Below are 22,078 nucleotides of genomic sequence, written 5' to 3' on the forward strand. Positions count from 1 at the left end.
GTATCCGACCGTCAGAACCGCGGAATGTCCGGGAATGCCACCTTGCCGGCATGCACATGCATGCGGCCGAGCTCGGCGCAGCGATGCAGGGTCGGAAACACCTTTCCGGGATTGAGCAGGCCCTGCGCGTCAAAAGCGCATTTCAGGCGCTGCTGCTGGTTGAGGTCGATCTCGGTGAACATCTCCGGCATCAGGTCGCGCTTCTCGATGCCGACGCCGTGCTCGCCGGTGAGCACGCCGCCGAACTCGACGCAGGCGCGCAGGATGTCGGCGCCGAAGGCTTCGGCGCGCTCGATCTCGCCGGGCTTGTTGGCATCGTAGAGGATCAGCGGATGCAGATTGCCGTCGCCGGCGTGGAACACGTTGGCGCAGCCGAGCTGGTATTTTTCCGACAGCTCGCGGATGCGCGCCAGCGCCTTCGGCAGCGCGCCGCGGGGAATCGTGCCGTCCATGCAGAGATAATCGGGCGAGATGCGGCCAACGGCCGGAAACGCGGCTTTGCGGCCGGCCCAGAACAAATTGCGCTCGGCTTCCGAGGTCGAGATCTGGCAGGTGGTCGAGCCGCAGGCATTCGCAATGGTCTCGACGCGCGTGATCAGCTCGTCGACCTCGATCTTGGGACCGTCGAGCTCGATGATGAGCAGCGCTTCGACATCGAGCGGATAGCCGGCATGAACGAAGGCCTCGGCGGCGTGGATCGCCGGCTTGTCCATCATCTCCATGCCGCCGGGAATGATGCCGGCGCCGATGATGCGCGCCACGCATTCGCCGGCCGCCTCGACCTGCGCGAAGCCGACCATCAGCGCCCGCGCCGTCTCCGGCTTTTGCAGGATGCGCACCGTGATTTCGGTGATGACCCCGAGCAGCCCTTCCGAGCCGGTGATGACGCCCATCAGGTCGTAGCCCGAATTCTCCGCCGACTTGCCGCCGATGCGCAGGATCTCGCCGCTCATCAGGACAATCTCGCAACCGAGCACGTTGTTGGTGGTCATGCCGTATTTCAGGCAGTGCACGCCGCCGGAATTCTCCGCGACATTGCCGCCGATCGAGCATGCGATCTGCGAGGACGGATCGGGGGCGTAGTAGAAGCCGGCATGCGCGACCGCCTGGCTGATGGCGAGATTGGTGACGCCGGGCTCGGTGACGACGACGCGGTTGTCGAAATCGATCTCGCGGATCCGCTTGAACTTGCCGAGGCCGAGCAGCACGCCATCTTCCAGCGGCAGCGCGCCCCCGGACAGCGAAGTGCCGGAGCCGCGCGGAACCACCTTGATCCCCTGCCCGGCACAATATTTCAGGACGAGCGAGACCTGCTCGGTGGTGTCGGGCAGCACCACGACCATCGGCGGTTGCCGATAGGCCGTCAGCCCGTCGGATTCGTAGGCCCGCATCTCGGAGGCGCTGTCGATCACGCCCTCGCCGGGCACGATTGCGCGCAATGCAGCCACGATCTCAGCGCGGCGCGCCAGCACGGTCTGGTCGCTCGCGGGCATCATGATGGCCATAACATATCCTTCCGACTCGTAGCCCACGATCAAATTGTCGCGGCAAATCAACCACGTCCGCGCCTGTTTGGGTAGGCCATCCGAAAGTCGGAGCGGCCATCTTCAGCGAGTTCGCTCTGGGACAAGTAGGGCAGCATGAAACCTGTCATGGTTTCGCGGCTTGTCCAAGCCGGGCGGGCCTGCCAAAACCGGCGGGTCCGTCGTTTGCCGACCAGGCAAGACCGACCAGCCTAGACCCACCAGGGAAGAGACGAAGAGCACCCGATGACAAAACTGACTTTTGGCGCACTGATGATCCTCACCGTGACTGCCACCGCACCCGCCGCGATGGCGCAGGATGTTGCGGCCGGCAAATCGTCGTTCAACAAATGCCTGGCCTGCCACGCCATCGGCGAAGGCGCCAAGAACAAGGTCGGCCCCGAGCTCAACGGCCTCAACGGCCGCAAGTCAGGCACCGCGCCGGACTACAATTATTCGGATGCGAACAAGAATTCCGGCATCACCTGGGATGAAGCCACGTTCAAGGAATACATCAAGGACCCCAAGGCCAAGATCCCCGGCACCAAGATGGCGTTCGCGGGCATCAAGAACGAGAACGAGATCAACAATCTCTGGGCCTTCGTCGCGCAGTTCGACAAGGACGGGAAAATCAAGCAGTAAGCGCGTCAACGGCGGCCGCCCGAGCTTCGGTTCTGATTGAGTCAGAACCGAATCTCGGGCTTCTTGTTTTGACGCGTTTTCTTCACGCGAACCGGTATCCACTTCGCTCTAAAACGCTTTAATCGGCGGCCGCCTGCGCCGGGGCGATTTTCCCGATCATCGTCTCGATCTCCGTCTTCACCAGATCCGGCACAGCGTTCTGCACCATGTGGCCGAGATCGGGCAGCACGATCAGCTTGGCACCCGGCACCATCGCGGCGAAGGGACGCGCGTGGATGGCGGTCTTCACCGTCTTGTCGGGCTCGCCAGCGATGATCGTGACCGGTGCCTTGATCTCGCCATAACGCGCAGCCTGCGCCGTCACCGCTTCCTTCAGCGTCACCAGGTCGTAGGCATTGGCGATAAACTCGCGCGGGCGCAGCAATAGCGGCGTCGCGGAGTCCTGCACGAAGCCGTCCGGCATGATTTGCGGCAGGAAGACGCTGCGCGCGCCGGCCTCGGCAACGAAATACCCCATCGGCAGCGTGATGGTGTAGGCGAGCAGCGGGCCGATCACCGGCGTTGCGACGATCTCGTTGTAGCGGCCGACGCCGCCGCGCCAGGGGTGGGTCACCGGCGCCAGCATGACGAGGCCGGCGACACGGCCGGGATGATCGAGCGCGATCCGCGCGCCGAGCGCACCGCTCCAGGAATGCACGACGAAGACCGCGCGATCGATCCCGAGCTTACGAAGCGCCTCGTCAATCATCCGGGCCTGGATCTGCGGCGTCGAATCCCGCCGCCGCATCCGCGGGCTCCAGCCGTGACCGGGACGGTCGATCAAAATGACGCGATGGTCTTTGGCCAGGAGGTCGCCGAGCGGACGCCGCATCGCTTCGAGATTGGAGCTCGCGCCATGCAGCATCACGATCGGCATGCCTGAACCGCGCGGACCGATATCGACGACATGAAGCACAGCGCCGTCGACCTCGACCATCCGGCCCTGAGGCGGAAAGGCGCGTTGCACGGCGAGGACGCCGGCCTGCGTGGCCAGCGCCAGCAGCACCAGCGCGGTCACGACTGACATCACGATCATGGAGAGAATCCGGACGATCCAGGGCACCTGGCAGTTACGAGACTAGCGGGCGGCAGTTTCGCTCCGTGGAACCCGGCGCTCCACTTGAAAAGCCGGGGCTGTGGATATGTGCATAATTCGAGTATGAAAAAAGGCAGCCAAATCAATGGCATTCCCCGCAGCGCGCAAGCCTCGGACCAGCTTCATGCAGTCGTCATCGCGGCTTCCATATAATCGCCACGGTCGGTTCCGCCATCTAGGCGCGGGTGGGCGCCGATCCTCCTCGCAAACTCCAAGGGGATGCGGGAAAGGCCGGCAGGATTTGTCCTGATTTGAACCGGAGAATGTCGATGAGCTTCAGATCCAAAGACACTGCGATCGACGAGATCGTGGCGAGCTGCAACGGTGACCTGCGCGGTGCAGTGCGGGCACTGCTTCTGATCAACGAGCATCTCGAGACGGAGCTTGCAAAGGCTTACGCCGCGGCCGCCGATCACGGCCTTGTCGAGCGCGCCGGTAGCGTCCTGCACTAAGTGCAGGCTAGTTCGTTCCGTCCTCGTCCTTTTCCTCGTCGGGTGTGACCGCAGGGCAGGCGCGGATCGTCGAACGGGCAAGCTTGGCATCGGCCCTGGACGTGTAGGGACCGTCGCCGAACCAGATGTCGCCGATGATCACGGGATTGCTGGTTACGATGTTGCATTTGCCGGTGGCGCGATTGCCGACCACCCAGAACAAGCCGTCGGCGAGGCTCATCGAGCCCGACGCGAGCAGCAATACACCTGCAAAGATCAAACGCTTCATGGCCGTGCTCCTGCCATGCAGGTAGGCCTGCGCGCGCTTCAACAATACCCCTGAGAACGCCGCACGTGTGATCGTGGTTAATCCGCGCACGCCGCAATCACTCGGGAAATGATCAACTTGTCCGCTAGATGTCGCGGCCTTCGACCTTCTCGGTCAGCGCCTTGACCTGCTCGGGGATCTTCTCGAGGTGCGGATTGACGGCCAGCGCCTTGCGGTAGGCCTCGAGCGCACGTTTCTCGTCACCGACCTCCTGCATGATCATGCCGAGGCCTGCGAGCGCGCCGAAATGGCGAGGCTCCCGGATCAGCACCTCGCGGATGTCGGCAAGCGAGCGGCCGTAGTCATTCTGCATGTAGTAGAGCGTGGCGCGCCGGTTCCAGGCCTCGATGTAGTCGGGCCTGAGCTTGATGACCGAATCCAGCAGCTTGATCGCGATGTCGATCTTCTGCGCGTCGACCGCAGTCTTGGCCCGCGCCATCAGCAGCGATGCGGTGTCGCTCGGGGTCTGGATCCAGATCGCCCAGATCCGCGCCTCAACATGCTTGGCGCTGGCCTCGTCGGGCGCGGCCTTCAGCGCGCCGAACAGGAAATCGAGATTCTTGCTGCGGTCGACCTTGGGCAGCTTGGCCGGCGCCTCCGGCAGCTTCTTCTGTTCCTTGCCGGGAGGGGCAGGCAGCTCTTTCTGCGCCAGGGCTGGCGTAAGGCCAGTGGCGCCCAGCACAAGGGCCAGACACAGGGTGCGCGCGAAAGGGAAGCTCACTGCCAGGAATCTCACTGCCATGCGCAAAGTCTAAACGCGCAAAGCCGCCCTTGCAAAGCAAAGGCGGCGTCAAAGTCGTGTGAGCCGTGGTCTTGCGGGGCGCGCGTGAGGCGACCGCGAGGGCAATATCAGCCCTGGCGAGCCTTGAAGCGGCGCTGCACCTTGTTGATCACGTAGACCCGGCCCTTGCGGCGGACCAGGCGGTTGGCGCGATGGCGACCGCGCAGCGACTTCAACGAGTTACGGACCTTCATGGCAGAATCCTGAACGTTCGAAAGGCCGTGTTCGGCACTACCGTTTCGGCACGCGCGAATGTGGCAAAATGAGATCTTTCCCGCTGGCGGACCGACCGCCCGGGACGGGGCGGTTCTTAAGGCATGGGAGGACCGGATGTCAATGTTAACTGCCCGGTTCCGGACCAGCAAATTCTGGAAAACAACCCCATGCAAAGTAGAAAGCAAGTAGAAACGGCCGGATCGGCCCGATCTACGCATTTGTCGACATGGGGCTTCGCTTCGACGACGTGCCTTGCCAAATTCGTTATATCATATAATCAATTCGTCAACCCGTCGGGAGGAAACCAATGCCGAAGCTGAAGCTGCCCAACATCGACGATGTCGTCGCCATCGACATCCACACCCACGCCGAGGAGCCCTGCGGCACCCATCCCGACGACGGCTATGACGATTTCCAGGCGCAGATGGCGGACTATTTCAAGTCGCCGCACAAGCATCCGCCGACCGTGCCGGAGACCGCGGCCTACTACCGCTCCAAGAATATCGCCGCGGTGATCTTTCCGGTCGATGCCGAGCGCGAGACCGGCTTCCGCCGCTACAAAAATGAGGAGATGCTGGAGATCGCCTCCGACCATCTCGACGTCCTCATCCCCTTCGTCTCGATCGACCCGCACAAGGGCAAGCTCGGCGTGCGCGAGGCGCGCAAGCTGATCGAGGAATACGGCGTCCGCGGCTTCAAATTCCATCCGACCATGCAGGGCTTTTACGCCAACGACCGCATGGCCTATCCGCTCTACGAAGAGATCAACAATGGCGGCGCGATCGCGCTGTTCCACACCGGCCAGACCGGTGTCGGCTCGGGCATGCCCGGCGGGATGGGCATGCGGCTGAAATATTCCAACCCGATGTACATGGACGACGTCGCGGCTGACTTCCCCGACCTCAAGATCATCCTCGCCCACCCCTCCTTCCCCTGGCAGGAGGAAGCGCTGTCGGTCGCGACTCACAAGCCGAACGTCTACATTGACCTCTCGGGCTGGTCGCCAAAGTATTTCCCGCCGATCCTGGTGCGCTATATCAACTCGATCCTTCAGGACAAGATGCTGTTCGGCTCGGACTGGCCGGTGATCACGCCGGACCGCTGGCTGTCGGACTTCGCCAAGATCGAGATCCGCGACGAGATCCGGCCGAAGGTGCTGAAGGCCAACGCGCGCAGGCTGCTGGGGATCTAGCCGCGTACTCATCGCCACGGCGCATTGAGGGCTTCGACCGGTTGCCGAAGCCCTCACGCTCAGGCGCTCAAGGCCTCGCTGAGGCGGGCAAGGCGGCCCTAAAACTCCAGCTTGTCGCGTATAGCGTCGATTCCGGCCCTGGCGCAGGCTTCGTCAGCATCACCGCCGGGCGCCCCAGACACACCGACGGCTCCGACCAGCGAACCGCCCGCTTCGACAATCAATCCGCCACCTATAATGACCGTGCCGGGGAGATTGCGGATACCGGCCTGCATCATGCCAGGTTGGCTGACGGCATTCAGTTCGGTGGTGCTGGTACGGAATGTTGCTGCGGTCCACGCCTTGCCCGAGGCCGTTGAAACGGTGTGAGCACCTGCGAACCTGTCACGAAGGATCACCTGTGTCCCCCCGAAGCGATCGACGACCGCGACGGCGACCTGATACCCGCGTGATCGGCAGTCACCAAGCGATGCCCGGGCCAGATCAAGCGCCAGCTCGGGACTCAGGGATTTGTAGGTCGCGAGCGGCTCCTGCGCCATTGCCGGGTGCGCGAGCATCAACAGGACGGTGGCCGCAAGCAGGGTTCGAGCGAGCATGGTTTCTCCGACGTGAGCGGGTCGACGCCGATGTTAACCTAGTTCAGCGCACCGTATGTCAGGTCGTCGAATACGGTGACACTGTCGGCCTTGGTCCACAAGCCGATCATGCCGGCGTCCCTGATCGATTCGTCCTCGACCTCGAACATCGGCTTGCCGTCATACGTCACCTTGAATAGCTTTCCCGCGAATTCGCAACGTAGGGAATGCCATTGACCTGACGGCACCGATACCTTGACGCCATAGCCGCCCTTCCGGCCGACAATATCGAGCGCGCTGCGAACACCCTTGATCGTCTTGTAGAGCACAACATTGTCTTCAAGCGCGTTGGCCCGCACGACATAGTAATTGTCGGCATCCTTTGCGCGCCAGACAATACCGGCCGCACGATCCTCGGAGCCTGCGATCGCCTTGAACTTGACCTCGACGAACCCGTCTAGGATGCTGGTGCCGCTCCTGAGCGCCACTGGAAACGTCGCCTGACCGGATTGTTTCAGGACGTTCGGCTTGCTTGGCGCCGTAGACTCCACCTCGACCGTCCATTTGGGCTGGCCACGACCCGTCATCGTCAGAGTCCAGCCTTCGGGCGCTGCGCCGGTTGCTGCGTTGTCAAAATTTACAGTTTCTGCCATCGCGTTTCCTTCCACCAACAATAGGAACAACGCCGCCCCCAAGAGCGCTACGCTCGTTTTTTGCACGGCTCTAAGCTTCCCGCCTGTATTGATCGTACAGTGTTGCAGCGTTGTCCCATTTGATCGCTTCCATATAGATGTCGACATATTTCGCGGCCGCGGCGCCATAATCCATGTGATAGGCGTGCTCATACATGTCGAGCACCAGTACTGGGCGTCCGCCGGCCAGCGTCGTCGTGTGGTCGGCGGCCCACTGATTGACCAGCCGCTTGTCGCGCGGCGAGTAAGAAAGAATCACCCAGCCGGAGCCGCCGCCTTCGGCCTTGCCCATGGCGGAGAACTCCGCGCGCCACCGCTCCGTGCTGCCGAAATCGCGCGCGATCGCGTCGGCAAGTGGTGTGCTCGGCTTGCCGGCACCGCCGAGCCCGTCGAAATAGATTTCGTGGAGGATCATCGAGTTTGACGCGACGAGTTCCTCGCGCTTCAGGCCGTTGATGACGAAGTTCGGAGCTTTCGCGAAGTCGAGCTCGGCGAGTTGCGTTCCGATTGCGTTGAGTCGCTTTACGGCACCGACATAGTTGTTCTCGTAGTGGCTGACGAGCACCTTCTCCGAGATGCCGGCAATGGATTTCGGATCGAACGGCATCGGCTTGGGCTGGTACGTCATTGGCCTGGCTCCTGTTGGCTGATTGGCTTGCGCAAGGGCTTGCGTCCCCGCGAGTATTGCGGTCGATGCCGCGGCGGCCCCCACGCCCCTGATGAAGTCTCGGCGGTCGGTATTCGTCGTCATGGAGTCCTCCACGTCATCGTCGTCCCCGACTCGCCCCGTGTGCTCGCTAGCTCTTGGTGCTCGCCGTCTTGTCGAGTGCGCAAATAGACCGCGCGGCCCTTGTCGATACGGACATCGACGAGGGTCGGCGCGCTGGCGGCACCAATTGACGGGACAATTTCTCTGATGAGATCGAGATGAAAGAAGACATGCGGCGTCCTTGGTGACCAGGACGCGATACTTGGGCATGTCGCCTCGCGGGGAGATCGCAAATCCCCGTACCCTGAATTAAACGCCTGCCGGCGGCAGTGTCAATCTGCTGCGCGAGGTCGACGGGGTGACGATTGTTTGAAGAAGGTTCCGACCTTGTCGAGTACCGGGCCGTTTCGGTATTGTCCGTGCGCCACCGCAAAGTCCCAAAGGAGCGAGCCATGAGCATCAAGGCCGTCGTCTTCGACGCTTACGGAACGCTGTACGACATCCAGTCGGTCGCAGAGATCACCGAGGATGCGTTTCCGGGCTATGGCGAGATCATCACCCAGGTCTGGCGGATCAAGCAGCTCGAATACACCTGGTTGCGCTCGCTGATGCGGCGCTACCAGGATTTTGCGACCGTCACGCGCGACTCGCTCGCCTATACGCTGCGCCTGCTCGGGCTCGCCTACGAAGGCGAAGCGTTCGAGCGGGTGATCGAGAAATACCTGGATCTCGATCTCTACCCCGATGCAGCCGCCGCGCTTGCCGCGCTGAAGCCGCGAAAGCTCGCCATCCTCTCGAATGGCAGTCCGGACATGCTGAATGCGCTCGTGCGCAATTCCGGGCTCGACCGTCTGCTCGATGCCACCATCAGCGTGGATGCGAAGAAGGTCTTCAAGCCGTCTCCAGAGGCCTACACGCTGATCGGCGAGGTGTTCGGCACCAGGCCGGATGAGGTTCTGTTCGTCTCGTCCAACCCCTGGGACGTCGCGGGCGCGAAGTCGTTCGGGCTGAACGTGGCCTGGATCGAACGTGTGACGCCCGAGGCGATGGCGCTGGCTTGCGTCGAGAACGAACTCGTGGCACCGCTGACGATGTACAAGGCGATCCGGACCCAGATGGACGAGCTTGGGTTCGCGCCGGATCATCGTGTCCGCGCGCTCTCGGAACTGCCAACGATCGCTTAAGCATCGCCGCCCGCCCATGAGTTTGGAATGAGCTGTTTGGAATGAGCCTTCAATCCGTTCGCGCCTTCTTCGCCGAGAAAGCCCCCGACATCTCCGTCATCGAATCCCCGATCAGCTCGGCCACGGTGCCGCTGGCCGCCGAAGCCTATGGCGTCGAGCCCGGCCGGATCGCCAAGACCCTGTCGTTGCGCATCGGGGAACGCGTGATCCTGATCGTCGCCGCCGGCACCTCGCGCATGGACAACAAGAAGGTCAAGGCTGCGTTCGGCGGCAAGCCGAAGATGCTGGGGCTGGAAGAGGTCGCCGAGATCACCGGCCACGAGGTCGGCGGCGTCTGCCCGTTCGGACTGAAGTCGCCGTTGCCGATCTATTGCGATGTGTCGCTGAAGGCGTTCGACGTGGTGGTACCCGCCGCAGGCTCGACCCACAGCGCCGTGCGCATCACGCCCGAGCGGATGGCGGAGCTCACCGCGGCCGAATGGGTCGACGTCTGCGAGCACAGGCCTTAAGGCGGCTCTGGCTTGTACGCATGAATCGTGGCGCGGAGGGCGGCCTCAGGTCGGCTTTGGCACCTGGCTGACCGCATTCGTTGCACGGTTATGACGGTTTCGGGACTGGACGACCGGTCGTTGAACCGCGATGGCGCCAGATGCGATGCCTGATGCAATTGCCGGTCAGGAAGGCTAGCATACGGACCATGGCCGACGACAAGGTGAAACGACGATTGACCACCGTCCTGTGCGCTGACGTGCAGGGCTATTCTCGCCTCATGGAAGCAGACGAGACCGGAACGTTGGAGACGCTGCGCCGCTACCGCACTGCCTTTGCGGGACTGGTGGAGCGTCATGACGGCCGGATCGTGAATACCTGGGGCGATGCTGTGATCGCCGAGTTCGCCAGCGTCGTCGAGGCCGTGCAATGCGCGGTCGAAATTCAGCAGGAAATTTCCAACCAGGATTCGGACCCACCTCACGCGAACCCGATGCGGTTTCGCATCGGCATCAACCTCGGCGACGTGATGGTGGACGGGTCCGACATCTATGGCGACGGGGTCAATATCGCGTCACGGCTGCAAGAGCTCGCCGAACCCGGCGGCGTCGTGATCTCAAGCTCCGTCTACGATCAGGTGCACAACAAATTGTCCGTTGGCTTCGACTGTCTCGGCCAGCGACCAATGAAGAACGTTGCTCCCATGACCAGCTATCGCGTGGCCATGAGCGGCCAAAGCGCTGGGCGACGGAGCTTCCCGGTTGACGAAAGCCTCCCTCCCCAGGGGCGGGCAGTTGCAGATTCGGAAACTGGCGCGCGATGGATTGACAGCAGGCACGAGCCATCCACCTGGATGGGCTTCGTCGCGGATTGGCTGGCGAAGCTGCCCCGCCCGGTTGCAGTGGCCCTCACGGTTTCGGGCTTTCTGATTCTGATCAACGTTTTCACCGGCATGCACAAGATCTGGTTCCATTGGCCAGTCGCAGCATTGCTCTTCGGTGCCCTCTTGCGGACAGCCCTCCGGCAGCGACCCGAGCCGAACAGCAAGCGGGAGCGCCAAGCGAGTCGGGAGTGAGACGGTCGCTTCAGGTTATGACTTGAGCATGACCTCTTCGGAAAATCGCATCACACTTTTCCGGATCATGCGCTAGTCGTTGTCATCATCATAGGGACGTGGTGGCGCGGCGACAGGCGGCGGCGCATTGTTGTAGCGCGGCGGCGGCACAGACCGGCCGCGCGGGACCGGCTGCTGCGGCTGGGCCTGGTTGTTCGACTGGAACACCGCCCGGCACGCGCTCGAAAGCTGCGGCGTGTTCTGCTGCAGGCAGGCCACAATGCGGTTCGTATCCGGAATCTGGTCGCTGCACAGGCGCCAGACATCCGGCGTGCACGCCATCTGCTGTTCCATTGTGCCGCGATAGTCCTGGGCTGATGCCGCGCCCTGCGCGACGATGCCGCTGACTGCAAGCGCCAGACCCAGCGCAATTCGCTCTGTTCGCATGTCCCGATCCTTCTCGCTTTCCTTGATTTGTCTTCAATCAATGAGACGCGGTCAGGTTCTGAACCAACAAAAAAATGTGAAAGTGCGACGGGAACCTATTCCACCCGGCCGATCCTCTTCACCGCCGTGATCAGCCGTGCGCTGTCCGTCGCCACGAATTGCGAGAATGCCGGCGCGTCCTGATAGGCGGCCAGACTGCCCGAGGCCTCGAAGCTCCTGAGCACATCCGGGCTCGTCATCACCTGCGCCATCGCTTCGCGCAGGCGGCTCGCGACCGGCGCAGGAAGCGCACTCTGTGCAAAGAGCCCGGCCCAGATGTACATCTCGACGTCCTTGTAGCCGAGCTCCTGGAAGGTCGGAACGTCGGGGAAGCTCGAGATGCGCTGTGCGCCGCAAGTGCCGAGCACGCGCAGCTTGCCGTCGTCGACCTGCGGCTTCAGCGTGCCGGGCGCGGCTGCTATCGCCTGCACGGTGCCGCTGAGCAGCGCGGTCAGCGCCGGGCCCGCGCCGCGGAACGGCACGTGCAGCAATTTGATGCCGGCGCTGCTCGCGAACATCTCCATCGCGACATGCAGCGTCCCGTAAGGACCGGACGAACCGTAGGTGATCTGGCCCGGGCGCTTCTTCGCATCCTCGACAAAATCCTGCGCCGTCTTCCACGGCGACGAGGCCGGCACCGCGAGCAGCGTGGGATCGGCGAGGACGCGCGCGATCGGCATGAACTGCGAGACCTCGTAGGCGACGGGTCGGTCGAACAGACGGTCGGCCTCGGGGAGCACCGCGAGCGAGGACAGCGTCATCAGCAGCGTGTAGCCGTCGGGCTCTGCACGCGCCGCCGCGGCATTGCCGACCGATCCGCCGCCCCCACCGGCGCGGTTGTCGACGATGACGGGCTTGCCGAGGATCCGCTCCAGCGCCATCGCGACGGGGCGCGCCGCGAGATCGGCCTGGCCGCCGGCCGGAAACGGCACGATCATGGTGATGTTGCGCACCGGATAGGCTTGCGCGAAGGCCTTGTCAGGTAAAGCAGCCCGCAACAACGGCAATGCCGCAGCGGCGCGCAAGAGATCGCGTCGATCCATCATAGTCCCCTCGCCCCCGATTTTCTTTTGTTTCGCCAGCCTAGCGTGCCACGCGGCAAGAACAAGGCATTAACGAAGCATTGACCATGTCCGGCCCTGTCAGGAACGCATCCGTGAACCCGCTGTTGCCCTCTTGAGGGAGTGAGTGATGCGGAATCTTGCGACCATCGACGTCGCCCTGGACGAGATGCTGGTGAATCTCGCAGCGATCGTCATACGGCTTTCGAAGCCCGAATTGACGCGAACGCCGGAAGCGCGGCGTGCCCTGGCGCAATCGGTCCATCAATACGCCGCCTGCGCGGCACGCTCGACCGACCCACGCGTGCACGAATTGAAGACGCAGCTGGAAGGGACGCTGAAGCCAGCCTTGCGCATTGTCGCGATCGACGGCGTGAAGGTGTCGTGATCGGAAGTCGTAATCTGAAATGGTGGGCACGCTTCGCTTTGCCCACCCTACGATAGTTGTGCGGAGGATCGACGAGCGAGATCTCGTAGGGTGGGCAAAGGCGCGCTCTTCGCGCGCCGTGCCCACCATCATTCTCCGAACTGCCCCGCGATATGCCGCATATCCCGTCCCCAATCCACGGGGAGAGTGCCTTGGTCGACGTAGCGATGGAAGCTGCAGAGGGACCAATCGCGCGCACGCGTGACGAGGCCATGCTTCACTGGATTGAAGTGGATGTAATCGACGTGGCGCTCCAAGTCCACGTCGTCTCGAATCGCGTGCTCCCAGTAGCGGCGCTGCCAAATGCCCTTCTCGCGCTTGAGCAGCTTACTCGCGGAGCGCTCTTGCGGTTCTAACCCTCGCGAGAAGCCGCCCTTGATCAGATTCCACCGCGACGAAAAATCGACGTCGCGGTCTGGAAGCGACCAAATGGCATGGAGATGGTCGGGCAGGATACAGATTGCGACCGTCTCGAACGGACGGCACTGCTGGTCAGTCTGGTAAATTCGCCTCGGGCGATCAACATGACCCACGAGCAGAGTGCTTGAACGATCGGCGAGCACGACCGTAAAGAAGAATGTGCTGCCCTGTGCGCGCCGATATCGAGACATCTGCGATCCCATCAGGCAAAGGCGTGAGCACGCTTCGCTTTGCCCACCCTACGATAGCCGTTTGCAGGATAGACTAGCGAGATCACGTAGGGTGGGCAAAGGCGCAACGCGCCGTGCCCACCAAGGGATCTACCCCGCTTTGTTGACACCTTTCTTCGGCCGCCGCTTGCAGGTGCCCGGCAGCTTCGCCGCGAGAAAATCGCCGAGCGCCTCGACGCGTGCGGGGCGCGGGCCGCCGGGTGGGGTCACCAGATGCACGGCGCCTTCAGCCTGCTTCCAGTCTTTCAGGATCACCTCGACCTCGCCGGACGAAATCGCCTCGCCGACGATGAACTCGGGCAGCTCGGCGATGCCGAGGCCGGCGATCAGGGCCGGCATCACCGCTTCACCGTTGTTGACGCGAAGCTGTCCGCCCGGACGGACGCTGGCCTGCTCGCCTGCCGAATTGGTGTAGTTCCAGACATTGGGCGTGGAGAGATAGGCGTAGCTGAAGCATTTGTGTTCGGCGAGATGCATCGGATGCGTCGGCCGGCCATGTTTCTTGAGGTAGGACGGCGCGGCCACCGTGAAGCGCGGCATGGTGAAGAGCCGCCGTGCGATCAGCGAAGAGTCCGGCAGACGCGCGATCCGCACCGCCATGTCAAAACCCTCGCCGATCAGATCGATCGTCGCATCGCTCAGATGCAGATCGACCGAGACCTCCGGATAGGTTTCGAAGAACTCCGGCAGCAGCGGCGCCACCGCCTTGATCCCGAACGTCATGGGCACGGCGAGCCGGACCAGGCCGCGCGGCGCCACCGATTGCGCCAGCGCCTCGTTCTCGGCCGCCTCGCCGTCGACGAGCAGGCGCGTGGCGCGTTCGGCGAGCTTGTGCCCGGCATCGGTCAGCGCCAGCCGCCGCGAGGTGCGGTTGAACAGCCGGGCGCCGAGTCGTTCCTCCAGCCGCGTGACCGCCTTGGACACCGTTGCCTTGGACATCGCGAGCTCGCTCGCGGCCCCTGCAAACGACCGTAATTCCACGACTTTTGCGAAAATCGCGAGCGCCTCGAAATCGGGGAGTTTTGCCATGTGCGTCGGTCCAATTGGGGTATTCTGGGAAACAATGCGTTTCAACAGTTTCTATTTCTATACCACAGGCGGAGGCTTATCCAAGGGTCATCAGACATTCAGGAAATGGAGAAATCCAATGACCAAGAAGCTCTCAGGTAAGGTTGCCCTCGTCACCGGCGGCTCGCGCGGCATCGGCGCGGCATCGGCCCGCGCTCTCGCCGATGAAGGTGCGGATGTCGCCATCAGCTATGTCGCCTCGCCCGAAAAGGCCGAAGCGGTCGTCACCGAGCTCAAGGCCCGCGGCGTCAAGGCCCGCGCATTCAAGGCCGATCAGGCCTCGGCCAAGGACGTGACGCAGCTCGTCAACGACGTCGCGAAGGAATTCGGCCATCTCGACATCCTCGTCAACAATGCCGGCGTTGCCTCGGGCGGCGCGATCGACGATGCGAAGGCTGACACGGCCGCGCTCGAGCGGCAGGATTCCATCAACGTACACGGCGTGATCGCGGCGATCCGCGCTGCCTCGCAATTGATGGGCGAAGGCGGCCGCATCGTCACCGTCGGCTCCATGCTCGCCGACCGCGCCTCGTTCCCGGGGCTTGCCGACTACGTTGCCACCAAGGCGGCCGTCGTCGGCTACACCAAGGGCGCGGCACGCGACCTCGGCCCGCGCGGCATCACCGTGAACGTGGTGCAGCCCGGCTCGATCGACACCGACATGAACCCGAAGGACGGCGGCGAGTTCGCCGAGACGCAGCGCAAGCAGCACGCGCTGCAGCGCTTCGGCCGCCCCGAGGAAGTCGCCGCCGGCGTCGTGTTCCTCGCAAGCCCGGAAGCATCCTTCGTCACCGGCACGGTGCTCAACGTCGACGGCGGGTTCGGCGCCTGATCCAGGCGCCACCCGTTCAACCCAAAGGATCACACAAAGGAATTACGCAGATGATCGAACTCAGACCGTTCGCAAAGCTCGGCGGCGCCGATCACGGCTGGCTCAAGGCCAAGCACCATTTCTCCTTCGCGAGTCACTACGATCCAAACAACATGGGTCACGGCGCCTTGCGGGTGTGGAACGACGACGAGATCGCGCCGAACACCGGCTTTCCCGCCCATCCTCACGCCAACATGGAAATCATCACCTATGTGCGCGAGGGCGCGATCACCCATCAGGACAGCCTCGGCAACGAGGGCCGCACCGAAGCGGGCGACGTGCAGGTGATGAGCGCCGGCAACGGTGTTCGCCACTCCGAATACAATCTGGAGCCGACCAAGACCCGGATCTTCCAGATCTGGATCGAACCGACCGCGCGTGGCGGCCAGCCGACCCGGGGCTCGAAGCCGTTTCCGAAGGCGGACCGCACCGGCAAGCTCGTCACCATCGCCAGCGGCGACGAGAACGACAAGGACGCCTTGCCGATCCGCGCCGATGCGCGGGTGCTGGCGACCACACTGAAGGCCGGCGAAACGGCGGAGTATTCAGCTCAGAAGTCGCGCCACCTTTATCTCGTGCCGGCGGCAGGCGCGGTCGAAATCAACGGCGTGCGCGTCAACGCCCGCGACGGCGCCGCGATCCGCGACGAGGACAGGCTGAAGATCACGGCGCTCGAAGACTCCGAGCTCGTGCTCGTCGACGCGGCTTAACAACGCGCTTCGTCATGGCCGGGCATAGCCGTCCGAAGGACGGCGTCGTTTCCGCTCGCCTATGTCCCGGCCATCCACGCCCCACCATGGGCGCACAAGAACGTGGATGCCCGGGACATCTAGCGCGAAGACGCGCTTCGCGCTTCTGCCCGGGCATGACGTCCCCCACAAACAGTCAACATCGATCCCAACGGAGACCACCATGACCAAAGTTCTCGTCCTCTATTATTCCGCCTATGGCCACATCGAAGCGATGGCCAACGCTGTTGCCGAAGGCGCGCGCGAGGCCGGCGCCACCGTCGACATCAAGCGCGTGCCCGAGCTGGTGCCGGCCGAAGTCGCCAAGGCGTCCTATTACAAGGTCGATCAGGCAGCACCCGTCGCCAAGATTGAGGACCTCGTCAATTACGACGCAATCATCGTCGGCACCGGCACCCGTTTCGGCCGCATGGCCTCGCAGATGGCGAACTTTTTGGACCAGGCCGGTGGACTCTGGGCCAAGGGCGCTCTGCATGGCAAGGTCGGCGGCGCCTTCACCGCGAGCGCGACCCAGCATGGCGGCCAGGAGACGACGCTGTTCTCGATCATCACCAATTTGCTGCATTTCGGCATGGTCGTGGTCGGTCTGAACTATGGCTTTGCCGGCCAGATGAAGCTCGACGAGGTCACCGGCGGCGCCCCCTACGGCGCCACCACGATCACCGGCGGCGACGGCAGCCGCCAGCCCAGCGCCAACGAGCTCGCCGGCGCACGCTACCAGGGCCGCCAGATCGCGGAGACCGCCAGGAAACTTCATGGCTGAACTTCATGGCTGAGCGCAGTTAGGCTTTACGTACGAACGACTGCATGGCTGATGCGACGGGGGCGGCGTTCTCATTCGGGAGCGCCGCCCCATCTACTTGGTCGGGATATTTGACCAAAGCGATACGAATGGCTTTCGAACTCTTGTTGATCGCGCAGATGATCCGCAGGCCTGCGCAAGCACTGGCGCGGCGCTGGTATTGCCGCAGCCTGTTCCGCGCCTCGCGCGGCCGGCTGCATTGCGCCGGGTGCGCCAAATCGTAAGGCGTGAGCGATCCGTCACGCCTGCGTGAGGTCGGCGTGGGGCTTGATTGAATCCGTCGGAACGGGTGCTGCAGCCGTCGAAAGCCACCAGCCCTCACCGGCAAACCAGCACGTCTCGTCCGGAGCGCCGCCTCTGCGCAGCGACTGTACGCTCTCCCATCCTTTCGCGAACGCCTCGGCCAATCGCCGGCCGGCATCCGCGTCCTGCAGTCCCGCGCAGCCGATGAACTGGGCTCGACTCAGGAATTTCGCCGGCCAGACCGCGCCCTCGTCCGGGCGCGTGATCATCAACATGCCACCGAGCATGCCCTCCGGCGCCAGCGGAAACACCAGCCGGCCGCCGGGCCGCAGCGCATCGAGCCATTGCGTGGCCGGCTGCGCCGCGCCCGCACAGACATAGATCACATCCGCGCCCGGTAAATCGGACGCGATGCCCGAGCGATCTTCCAGCTGGACATGCCGGATGTGTTTCAGATTTTCGCGCGCGAGTGCCGCCAGGCGTTCGTCGATCTCATAGGCATGGACACGGCCCGAAGGTCCCGTGAGCTCGGCGAGAATGGCGGTGTAGTAGCCGCTGCCGGCGCCGATCTGGATCACCGTCTCGCCTTCCCGCACGCCACAGCCGCTGAGCCAAAAGGTGTGCGCGCCGGGCATCCCGATATTGAGGCCGCGCGCCGGATCCAGCGCCAGAAGCGTGTTCTGATAGAGGAAGGCAGGATCATCGTCGGGCGTCACGACATAGGGATGGCCACCGACGGAGATCGACCATGGTCCGGGTCCGGCGAAGGGTTCGCGCCTGACCGTGCGAAAGGCCTGCTCGATACGGGGATCCGTCGTCTTGGCTGCGGCGCAGATCAACTGCGCATAGAATGCGCGATATTTTGCCGAACGATCTTCCATGTCGCCTCCGGAAAGCGGAGACGACGATAGCACAACGCGCGCGTTCATCGAAGCTCGGCGCAATCGAAGGCTTTGTGACAGCCCGGTGACGTGTCGATCGCGCGGGCCACGCCTCAACCGCGTTCGGTCTTCTTCCTGATGAGGTCTTTACCGATCGGTCGCGCCGGCTCGCTCCGCAGCACGAGCGAGGTCGTCACAGCGCCGAAGCCGGCGATACGATCCACGATCGTCTCCAGATCTTCCGGCGCCGGAACCAGCACCTTGAGCACGAAGCAATCATCGCCGGTCACGCGATGGACTTCGACGATGTGCGGAATCTCGCTGAACCGTTTGAGGCAGGTCTTGATGTGCTCATGCGAGGTGCGCAGGCGGACCAGCGCCATCAGGCCGAGCCCTAGCGCGCGCGGATTGATGCGGGCGCCGTAGCCTTCGATAATCCCGGCTTCCTCGAGCCGCTTCACGCGCTCGGAGATGGCCGGCTGAGACAGCCCGACGGAACGGCCGAGCTCGGACAGCGGCACGCGCGCATTGGCCTGCAATGCCTCCAGGATCTTCAGATCCTTGGTGTCAATGCTTCCGAAGCGATCCAAGACAATTCTCCATTCCACCTTGAGATCATCGGCAGATGATCTCTTTCACCGATGACTTGCCATGTGACGCAGCACCAAGACCGGCCACACTGTACGTGCATCTCAGATATCACGGGACGATCATGCACGACATCATCACCTTGCCCGGCCTCGGCGGCTCCGCAGAAACTCATTGGCAGACACTCTGGGAGCGCAACGATACACGTTTCACGCGGTTTCAGCCGGCGAGCTGGGACCGGCCGGAGCTCGCCGATTGGGAGCAATCCCTGGAGCAGGCGGTCGGGCGCTGCGCGAAGCCGCCGGTGCTGGTCGCACACAGCCTCGCTTGCCTGCTGGTGGCGCACTGGGCCACGCGCTTCCCATCCACGATCGCGGGTGCTTTTCTGGTCGCGGTGCCCGATCCCGATGGCGCCAATTTTCCCGCGGAGGCGGCCGCGTTCAAGCCGGCGCCGGACCGTACGCTGCGCTTCCCCTCGCTCATCATCGCCAGCACCGACGATCCCTTTGGCAGGCTCGATAAGACGCAGCAGCGGGCGCGTGCCTGGATGTCCGGTCTGATCGTGCTGGGCGCCCTTGGCCACGTCAATGCGTCGAGCGGGCTCGGCGACTGGCCGCAGGGTCGCGCGCTGCTGGACGCCTTCAGTGCCGGCCTTTCGAGATGACGCGGGTACGGACGGCCTCCGTCACCGCATCTTGCGTATCGCCCGGCTGGCGAAGGCGGCGAGCCTGGGATAGCGACGCAGGTTCTGCGCGGCATGGTCGCGCCATGCATAGGGAGCGCCGCGCCAGGACAGTGCGATGCTGACATCGGTCAATGCGACCTTCGCGGCGCCGAAGCGGCGCTTGTAGTCCTGGTTGCCGATGCTGAGATCGAAACGGCGCACGCCCTCTGCATGCAGCGCCGCCATGGTACGCTCGGTGACGAGCAGCCCCGGCGAGCAGTTCGACCATGAATCGCCGGCGTGGCTGATGCGCAGAAGGAAATAGCTCGCACCAAACCTGACGCCGAACGTGGTGGCGACGACGGCCTCGTCGCAGACCAACGCCGAGATGACGGCATAGCCTTCCGCGATACCCTGGCGGGCGACCTCGCGATAGAATCGGGCATGAGCGTCGTCGTTGAGGACGAAGCGCGAGCCGAGCTTTCGCATGCGGGCCTGCTGCTGGACATCCATCACGTCCAACAGCTCGCGCGCGTGCGCGACATCCGCGGCGATCTCGAACCGCGCGCCGGCATGACGGCTGAAGACCCGCCAGCAGCGCGGCATCTGCATGCGCTTGATCGAGGCCCGGTAGGCTTCATAGTCGTCGCCCGTCAGCACGAGATTGCCGTTGAGCGAGCAGGATCCGATCGGTCCGAGCGACACCAGCGGGTTCGGCTTGCCACCGACATGGGCCGGCATCTTCTTCAGCCGCAGCAGATCGAAGCGGTCGGGCAAGGTGCGCACCGCGTCGACCAGCGCCTTGCCGATCGCATCCGTCGCCGCAGCGTCCAACGCCGCATCGAGCGCCAGGATCGGCGCGTTGTTGTCCGAGACGCCGAGGTCAGCGAATTCGACGATGCGGATGCCGCGCCTGATATGGCTGATCATCGGCACCACCGCGATGTCCTTGCCGGTCGCGGCATCGGAGATCAATGCGATCAGCGGTGCAAAGTCGTGAAACGCCTCGTACCATGCGCCGAGCCAGTAACCGTGCTGGAATGCGGTGCGATGCCCCGCGCTCAGGCGCGATGCGGCCTGCCGCCAGTCACGCACGAAATCGACAGCGATTCCCGACGTGCTGGACACAAGACCATCTGGTTGCTCGACGCTGAGAAACGTCATCCGCGGGGCATGCGATTACTGAATGTTTCCAGATAGATTATGTTTGTCGCAGACCACAAGTGACGTAACGGCTTATCGTTAAGCCAACATCACTATCGCTCCGGCTGCGACAAGCTGTCAACGCTCCGGTTCCGTCTGTTCGACGCATTGGAACCTGGCGAGGAAATGCAGGCCAGCCACTGCGAGCGCGAACATGAACCAGATCGGATTCTGCCGTTCGAGCAGGAACGTCTCGGTGGCCCCGTAATACAGGCCAAACAGCCATACGGTAAGGAACAGTTTTGCCAGCGCGCGGCTACGGTTGTGAGCCTGGGCCGACTGGAAATTGCCGAGCGGTGCGAGCACGAAGACGAGAATCACCAGCACCAGCCCCGGCAAGCCGATGGTGACCGCGAGGTCGAGATAGCTGTTGTGGCTGTGCGCCGCGGACGTCGCCCATTCGGACCCCTGAGCGGTCTGCCGCGCGGTCACGTCGTCCCAGAACGCCGCATAGCCGTGACCGATGATCGGCTTCTCGGCGACGGCCGCGAGCGCGAATTCCCAGATGGCGGAACGGCCGGTGAAGGTGGGATCGAGGGGAAGCAGCCGCGTCAGCGCCCCGAGCGCCGGGCTCAAGACGCTACCGACCGTCAGCAGGTTCATCACGATCAGCGGCACGAAGCAGATGACCCGCTTCAGCCACAGGCCTGGCGTGACATAGACCAGCGAGGCGAGCGCGTAGATCGCAAGGCACAGCACCGTCGACGTCTTGCCGCCGGTGAAGATCAGGAAGATGCCGGCCAGCGCGGCGATCGCGGGACCCATCACGAACGAGCCGACGCCGCAGAGATAAATACCGACATAGACCAGGATGGTCATCACCGGCGAAGCGATGTTCTTGTGGCCGAAGCTGCCGCGCCAGTCGCCGGCAAGCTGCGGCTCGGTGAGATCGAGCGCGGTGTGCATCGAATATTGCGGCGCGAGGAAGACGCCGAGATAGCACAGCACCAGCAGCACGAGCGCGGCGCCGCCAAGGCACAGGTTGAAAGTCCGCTGTGTCGGCGGCAGCAATGGCAACAGCACGGCGAGCGACGTCACGCTGACCGCCAGCACGAAGCGCTGGATCGAGACGCCGCGACTCTCGGAGAAGACGATGTTGATCAACAGCCAGCCGACGAGGCAAAGATGCAGCGGCGTCACCAGGCTCTTCAGCGCAGGCGCACCGGTGGCGGCGCCGAACAGCATCGCGACCGCAGCCAGCAGACCCCAGGAGATATAGGTGAGCGCCATGCGCCCGCCGACGACCGTGGTCACATCCTCGTTGCGAAGGTCAGGAAACGGATCGAGCGTGATCAGCACCAGCAGCAGCGCCGCAACCGCAACGAGGCAGCGCGCCGCCTGCGCGGCATTCAGCCCCGCGAGCCCATCGTGCAGGACGCGGCCCAGCGTTCGGGTCTCCACGTCGGTCATGTCAGCGGCGCTGCGATCCATGCT

Annotated in this window: 28 protein-coding genes; 12 read left to right on the top strand and 16 right to left on the bottom strand. The window is 63.6% G+C overall.

Annotated features, from left to right (window positions below):
- Positions 1–11 precede the first annotated feature (11 nt).
- Positions 12–1,505 carry an FAD-linked oxidase C-terminal domain-containing protein gene (locus tag AC1DW2_RS20685; protein WP_166083642.1) on the bottom strand — a complete coding sequence of 498 codons (1,494 nt, stop codon included), beginning with the start codon at positions 1,503–1,505 and terminating at the stop codon, positions 12–14.
- A gap of 264 nt (positions 1,506–1,769) precedes the next feature.
- Between AC1DW2_RS20685 and cycA the strand changes: the two genes are divergently transcribed.
- Positions 1,770–2,165, top strand: a complete 396-nt coding sequence (gene cycA / locus AC1DW2_RS20690) for a cytochrome c-550 CycA (RefSeq protein ID WP_014491900.1) — start codon at positions 1,770–1,772, stop codon at positions 2,163–2,165.
- Positions 2,166–2,283: 118 nt separating this feature from the next.
- On the opposite strand, the gene AC1DW2_RS20695 is transcribed toward cycA, so the two are convergent.
- Positions 2,284–3,240, bottom strand: coding sequence for an alpha/beta fold hydrolase (locus tag AC1DW2_RS20695; RefSeq protein WP_166083634.1), 957 nt, complete (start codon positions 3,238–3,240; stop codon positions 2,284–2,286).
- Positions 3,241–3,569: 329 nt separating this feature from the next.
- Here AC1DW2_RS20695 and AC1DW2_RS20700 point away from each other — a divergent pair, with 329 nt between their 5' ends.
- Positions 3,570–3,752, top strand: a complete 183-nt coding sequence (locus tag AC1DW2_RS20700) for a hypothetical protein (RefSeq protein ID WP_063986707.1) — start codon at positions 3,570–3,572, stop codon at positions 3,750–3,752.
- A gap of 7 nt (positions 3,753–3,759) precedes the next feature.
- On the opposite strand, the gene AC1DW2_RS20705 is transcribed toward AC1DW2_RS20700, so the two are convergent.
- The 3 genes from AC1DW2_RS20705 to ykgO form a co-directional block, all read right to left on the bottom strand.
- Complete coding sequence (locus tag AC1DW2_RS20705; protein ID WP_063986708.1) at positions 3,760–4,020, bottom strand: hypothetical protein; 261 nt, start codon at positions 4,018–4,020, stop codon at positions 3,760–3,762.
- Between the two features lie 124 nt (positions 4,021–4,144).
- On the bottom strand, positions 4,145–4,801 hold the full coding sequence (locus AC1DW2_RS20710; RefSeq protein ID WP_094184308.1) for a tetratricopeptide repeat protein: 657 nt from the start codon (positions 4,799–4,801) through the stop codon (positions 4,145–4,147).
- A gap of 107 nt (positions 4,802–4,908) precedes the next feature.
- Complete coding sequence (gene ykgO, locus AC1DW2_RS20715; protein ID WP_006611362.1) at positions 4,909–5,034, bottom strand: type B 50S ribosomal protein L36; 126 nt, start codon at positions 5,032–5,034, stop codon at positions 4,909–4,911.
- A gap of 329 nt (positions 5,035–5,363) precedes the next feature.
- Between ykgO and AC1DW2_RS20720 the strand changes: the two genes are divergently transcribed.
- A complete protein-coding gene (locus tag AC1DW2_RS20720; RefSeq protein WP_028147972.1) occupies positions 5,364–6,248 on the top strand; it encodes an amidohydrolase family protein in 885 nt (294 codons plus the stop codon).
- A 98-nt stretch (positions 6,249–6,346) separates the two neighbouring features.
- Here AC1DW2_RS20720 and AC1DW2_RS20725 read toward each other — a convergent pair whose 3' ends face one another.
- From AC1DW2_RS20725 to AC1DW2_RS20735, 3 genes are read right to left on the bottom strand one after another with little or no spacing between them, the layout of a single operon-like run.
- Entirely contained in the window at positions 6,347–6,844 is a 498-nt protein-coding gene (locus AC1DW2_RS20725) for a GlcG/HbpS family heme-binding protein (protein WP_071909493.1), read from the bottom strand.
- Between the two features lie 38 nt (positions 6,845–6,882).
- On the bottom strand, positions 6,883–7,542 hold the full coding sequence (locus tag AC1DW2_RS20730; protein WP_354113968.1) for a hypothetical protein: 660 nt from the start codon (positions 7,540–7,542) through the stop codon (positions 6,883–6,885).
- A 4-nt stretch (positions 7,543–7,546) separates the two neighbouring features.
- On the bottom strand, positions 7,547–8,143 hold the full coding sequence (locus AC1DW2_RS20735) for a superoxide dismutase (RefSeq protein WP_166083605.1): 597 nt from the start codon (positions 8,141–8,143) through the stop codon (positions 7,547–7,549).
- 533 nt (positions 8,144–8,676) lie between these two features.
- On the opposite strand from AC1DW2_RS20735, the gene AC1DW2_RS20740 reads away from it, so the two are divergent.
- From AC1DW2_RS20740 to AC1DW2_RS20750, 3 genes are all read left to right on the top strand, one after another.
- Positions 8,677–9,408, top strand: a complete 732-nt coding sequence (locus AC1DW2_RS20740; protein ID WP_477007073.1) for a haloacid dehalogenase type II — start codon at positions 8,677–8,679, stop codon at positions 9,406–9,408.
- 41 nt (positions 9,409–9,449) lie between these two features.
- Complete coding sequence (locus tag AC1DW2_RS20745) at positions 9,450–9,917, top strand: YbaK/EbsC family protein (RefSeq protein WP_014491890.1); 468 nt, start codon at positions 9,450–9,452, stop codon at positions 9,915–9,917.
- Between the two features lie 188 nt (positions 9,918–10,105).
- Entirely contained in the window at positions 10,106–10,972 is an 867-nt protein-coding gene (locus AC1DW2_RS20750) for an adenylate/guanylate cyclase domain-containing protein (protein WP_477007074.1), read from the top strand.
- A gap of 72 nt (positions 10,973–11,044) precedes the next feature.
- Here AC1DW2_RS20750 and AC1DW2_RS20755 read toward each other — a convergent pair whose 3' ends face one another.
- Positions 11,045–11,398, bottom strand: a complete 354-nt coding sequence (locus AC1DW2_RS20755; RefSeq protein WP_063985643.1) for a cysteine rich repeat-containing protein — start codon at positions 11,396–11,398, stop codon at positions 11,045–11,047.
- Between the two features lie 95 nt (positions 11,399–11,493).
- A complete protein-coding gene (locus AC1DW2_RS20760) occupies positions 11,494–12,480 on the bottom strand; it encodes a tripartite tricarboxylate transporter substrate binding protein (protein WP_477007115.1) in 987 nt (328 codons plus the stop codon).
- Positions 12,481–12,628: 148 nt separating this feature from the next.
- Between AC1DW2_RS20760 and AC1DW2_RS20765 the strand changes: the two genes are divergently transcribed.
- Positions 12,629–12,886, top strand: a complete 258-nt coding sequence (locus tag AC1DW2_RS20765; protein ID WP_441260912.1) for a hypothetical protein — start codon at positions 12,629–12,631, stop codon at positions 12,884–12,886.
- 128 nt (positions 12,887–13,014) lie between these two features.
- Here the strand turns inward: AC1DW2_RS20765 and AC1DW2_RS20770 are convergent, their stop codons facing one another.
- Together AC1DW2_RS20770 and AC1DW2_RS20775 are read right to left on the bottom strand one after the other, a co-directional pair.
- Positions 13,015–13,536: an REP-associated tyrosine transposase gene (locus AC1DW2_RS20770; RefSeq protein WP_477007075.1), complete on the bottom strand. Its 522-nt coding sequence runs from the start codon at positions 13,534–13,536 to the stop codon at positions 13,015–13,017.
- A gap of 129 nt (positions 13,537–13,665) precedes the next feature.
- On the bottom strand, positions 13,666–14,604 hold the full coding sequence (locus tag AC1DW2_RS20775) for a LysR family transcriptional regulator (RefSeq protein WP_028147962.1): 939 nt from the start codon (positions 14,602–14,604) through the stop codon (positions 13,666–13,668).
- 118 nt (positions 14,605–14,722) lie between these two features.
- Between AC1DW2_RS20775 and AC1DW2_RS20780 the strand changes: the two genes are divergently transcribed.
- The 4 genes from AC1DW2_RS20780 (at position 14,723) to AC1DW2_RS20795 (ending at position 17,289) form a co-directional block, all read left to right on the top strand.
- A complete protein-coding gene (locus tag AC1DW2_RS20780) occupies positions 14,723–15,475 on the top strand; it encodes an SDR family NAD(P)-dependent oxidoreductase (protein WP_477007076.1) in 753 nt (250 codons plus the stop codon).
- A gap of 50 nt (positions 15,476–15,525) precedes the next feature.
- Complete coding sequence (locus AC1DW2_RS20785; RefSeq protein WP_477007077.1) at positions 15,526–16,224, top strand: pirin family protein; 699 nt, start codon at positions 15,526–15,528, stop codon at positions 16,222–16,224.
- 202 nt (positions 16,225–16,426) lie between these two features.
- Positions 16,427–17,026 carry an NAD(P)H:quinone oxidoreductase gene (gene wrbA, locus AC1DW2_RS20790; protein WP_071909485.1) on the top strand — a complete coding sequence of 200 codons (600 nt, stop codon included), beginning with the start codon at positions 16,427–16,429 and terminating at the stop codon, positions 17,024–17,026.
- A 128-nt stretch (positions 17,027–17,154) separates the two neighbouring features.
- Positions 17,155–17,289 carry a hypothetical protein gene (locus AC1DW2_RS20795; RefSeq protein WP_477007078.1) on the top strand — a complete coding sequence of 45 codons (135 nt, stop codon included), beginning with the start codon at positions 17,155–17,157 and terminating at the stop codon, positions 17,287–17,289.
- A gap of 15 nt (positions 17,290–17,304) precedes the next feature.
- Here the strand turns inward: AC1DW2_RS20795 and AC1DW2_RS20800 are convergent, their stop codons facing one another.
- A complete protein-coding gene (locus AC1DW2_RS20800; RefSeq protein ID WP_477007079.1) occupies positions 17,305–18,189 on the bottom strand; it encodes a protein-L-isoaspartate O-methyltransferase family protein in 885 nt (294 codons plus the stop codon).
- Positions 18,190–18,302: 113 nt separating this feature from the next.
- The gene (locus tag AC1DW2_RS20805; RefSeq protein ID WP_014491880.1) at positions 18,303–18,779 is read right to left on the bottom strand and encodes an Lrp/AsnC family transcriptional regulator; all 477 of its coding nucleotides are present in this window, start codon (positions 18,777–18,779) and stop codon (positions 18,303–18,305) included.
- 122 nt (positions 18,780–18,901) lie between these two features.
- On the opposite strand from AC1DW2_RS20805, the gene AC1DW2_RS20810 reads away from it, so the two are divergent.
- A complete protein-coding gene (locus AC1DW2_RS20810) occupies positions 18,902–19,441 on the top strand; it encodes an RBBP9/YdeN family alpha/beta hydrolase (protein WP_477007080.1) in 540 nt (179 codons plus the stop codon).
- Between the two features lie 21 nt (positions 19,442–19,462).
- Here the strand turns inward: AC1DW2_RS20810 and AC1DW2_RS20815 are convergent, their stop codons facing one another.
- Together AC1DW2_RS20815 and AC1DW2_RS20820 are read right to left on the bottom strand one after the other, a co-directional pair.
- Positions 19,463–20,605 carry a GNAT family N-acetyltransferase gene (locus AC1DW2_RS20815; protein ID WP_477007081.1) on the bottom strand — a complete coding sequence of 381 codons (1,143 nt, stop codon included), beginning with the start codon at positions 20,603–20,605 and terminating at the stop codon, positions 19,463–19,465.
- 117 nt (positions 20,606–20,722) lie between these two features.
- Entirely contained in the window at positions 20,723–22,075 is a 1,353-nt protein-coding gene (locus tag AC1DW2_RS20820; RefSeq protein ID WP_477007082.1) for an O-antigen ligase family protein, read from the bottom strand.
- Positions 22,076–22,078: the final 3 nt, after the last annotated feature.

This window comes from Bradyrhizobium sp. P3_C3, assembly GCF_056402655.1.

Coding starts and splice junctions, on each gene's coding strand:
- AC1DW2_RS20685 (WP_166083642.1), bottom strand. CDS start 1,505: ATGGCCATCATGATGCCCGCGAGCGACCAGACCGTGCTGGCGCGCCGC.
- cycA (WP_014491900.1), top strand. CDS start 1,770: ATGACAAAACTGACTTTTGGCGCACTGATGATCCTCACCGTGACTGCC.
- AC1DW2_RS20695 (WP_166083634.1), bottom strand. CDS start 3,240: ATGATCGTGATGTCAGTCGTGACCGCGCTGGTGCTGCTGGCGCTGGCC.
- AC1DW2_RS20700 (WP_063986707.1), top strand. CDS start 3,570: ATGAGCTTCAGATCCAAAGACACTGCGATCGACGAGATCGTGGCGAGC.
- AC1DW2_RS20705 (WP_063986708.1), bottom strand. CDS start 4,020: ATGAAGCGTTTGATCTTTGCAGGTGTATTGCTGCTCGCGTCGGGCTCG.
- AC1DW2_RS20710 (WP_094184308.1), bottom strand. CDS start 4,801: ATGGCAGTGAGATTCCTGGCAGTGAGCTTCCCTTTCGCGCGCACCCTG.
- ykgO (WP_006611362.1), bottom strand. CDS start 5,034: ATGAAGGTCCGTAACTCGTTGAAGTCGCTGCGCGGTCGCCATCGCGCC.
- AC1DW2_RS20720 (WP_028147972.1), top strand. CDS start 5,364: ATGCCGAAGCTGAAGCTGCCCAACATCGACGATGTCGTCGCCATCGAC.
- AC1DW2_RS20725 (WP_071909493.1), bottom strand. CDS start 6,844: ATGCTCGCTCGAACCCTGCTTGCGGCCACCGTCCTGTTGATGCTCGCG.
- AC1DW2_RS20735 (WP_166083605.1), bottom strand. CDS start 8,143: ATGACGTACCAGCCCAAGCCGATGCCGTTCGATCCGAAATCCATTGCC.
- AC1DW2_RS20740 (WP_477007073.1), top strand. CDS start 8,677: ATGAGCATCAAGGCCGTCGTCTTCGACGCTTACGGAACGCTGTACGAC.
- AC1DW2_RS20745 (WP_014491890.1), top strand. CDS start 9,450: ATGAGCCTTCAATCCGTTCGCGCCTTCTTCGCCGAGAAAGCCCCCGAC.
- AC1DW2_RS20750 (WP_477007074.1), top strand. CDS start 10,106: ATGGCCGACGACAAGGTGAAACGACGATTGACCACCGTCCTGTGCGCT.
- AC1DW2_RS20755 (WP_063985643.1), bottom strand. CDS start 11,398: ATGCGAACAGAGCGAATTGCGCTGGGTCTGGCGCTTGCAGTCAGCGGC.
- AC1DW2_RS20760 (WP_477007115.1), bottom strand. CDS start 12,480: ATGGATCGACGCGATCTCTTGCGCGCCGCTGCGGCATTGCCGTTGTTG.
- AC1DW2_RS20765 (WP_441260912.1), top strand. CDS start 12,629: ATGCGGAATCTTGCGACCATCGACGTCGCCCTGGACGAGATGCTGGTG.
- AC1DW2_RS20770 (WP_477007075.1), bottom strand. CDS start 13,536: ATGTCTCGATATCGGCGCGCACAGGGCAGCACATTCTTCTTTACGGTC.
- AC1DW2_RS20775 (WP_028147962.1), bottom strand. CDS start 14,604: ATGGCAAAACTCCCCGATTTCGAGGCGCTCGCGATTTTCGCAAAAGTC.
- AC1DW2_RS20780 (WP_477007076.1), top strand. CDS start 14,723: ATGACCAAGAAGCTCTCAGGTAAGGTTGCCCTCGTCACCGGCGGCTCG.
- AC1DW2_RS20785 (WP_477007077.1), top strand. CDS start 15,526: ATGATCGAACTCAGACCGTTCGCAAAGCTCGGCGGCGCCGATCACGGC.
- wrbA (WP_071909485.1), top strand. CDS start 16,427: ATGACCAAAGTTCTCGTCCTCTATTATTCCGCCTATGGCCACATCGAA.
- AC1DW2_RS20795 (WP_477007078.1), top strand. CDS start 17,155: ATGGCTTTCGAACTCTTGTTGATCGCGCAGATGATCCGCAGGCCTGCG.
- AC1DW2_RS20800 (WP_477007079.1), bottom strand. CDS start 18,189: ATGGAAGATCGTTCGGCAAAATATCGCGCATTCTATGCGCAGTTGATC.
- AC1DW2_RS20810 (WP_477007080.1), top strand. CDS start 18,902: ATGCACGACATCATCACCTTGCCCGGCCTCGGCGGCTCCGCAGAAACT.
- AC1DW2_RS20815 (WP_477007081.1), bottom strand. CDS start 20,605: ATGACGTTTCTCAGCGTCGAGCAACCAGATGGTCTTGTGTCCAGCACG.
- AC1DW2_RS20820 (WP_477007082.1), bottom strand. CDS start 22,075: ATGGATCGCAGCGCCGCTGACATGACCGACGTGGAGACCCGAACGCTG.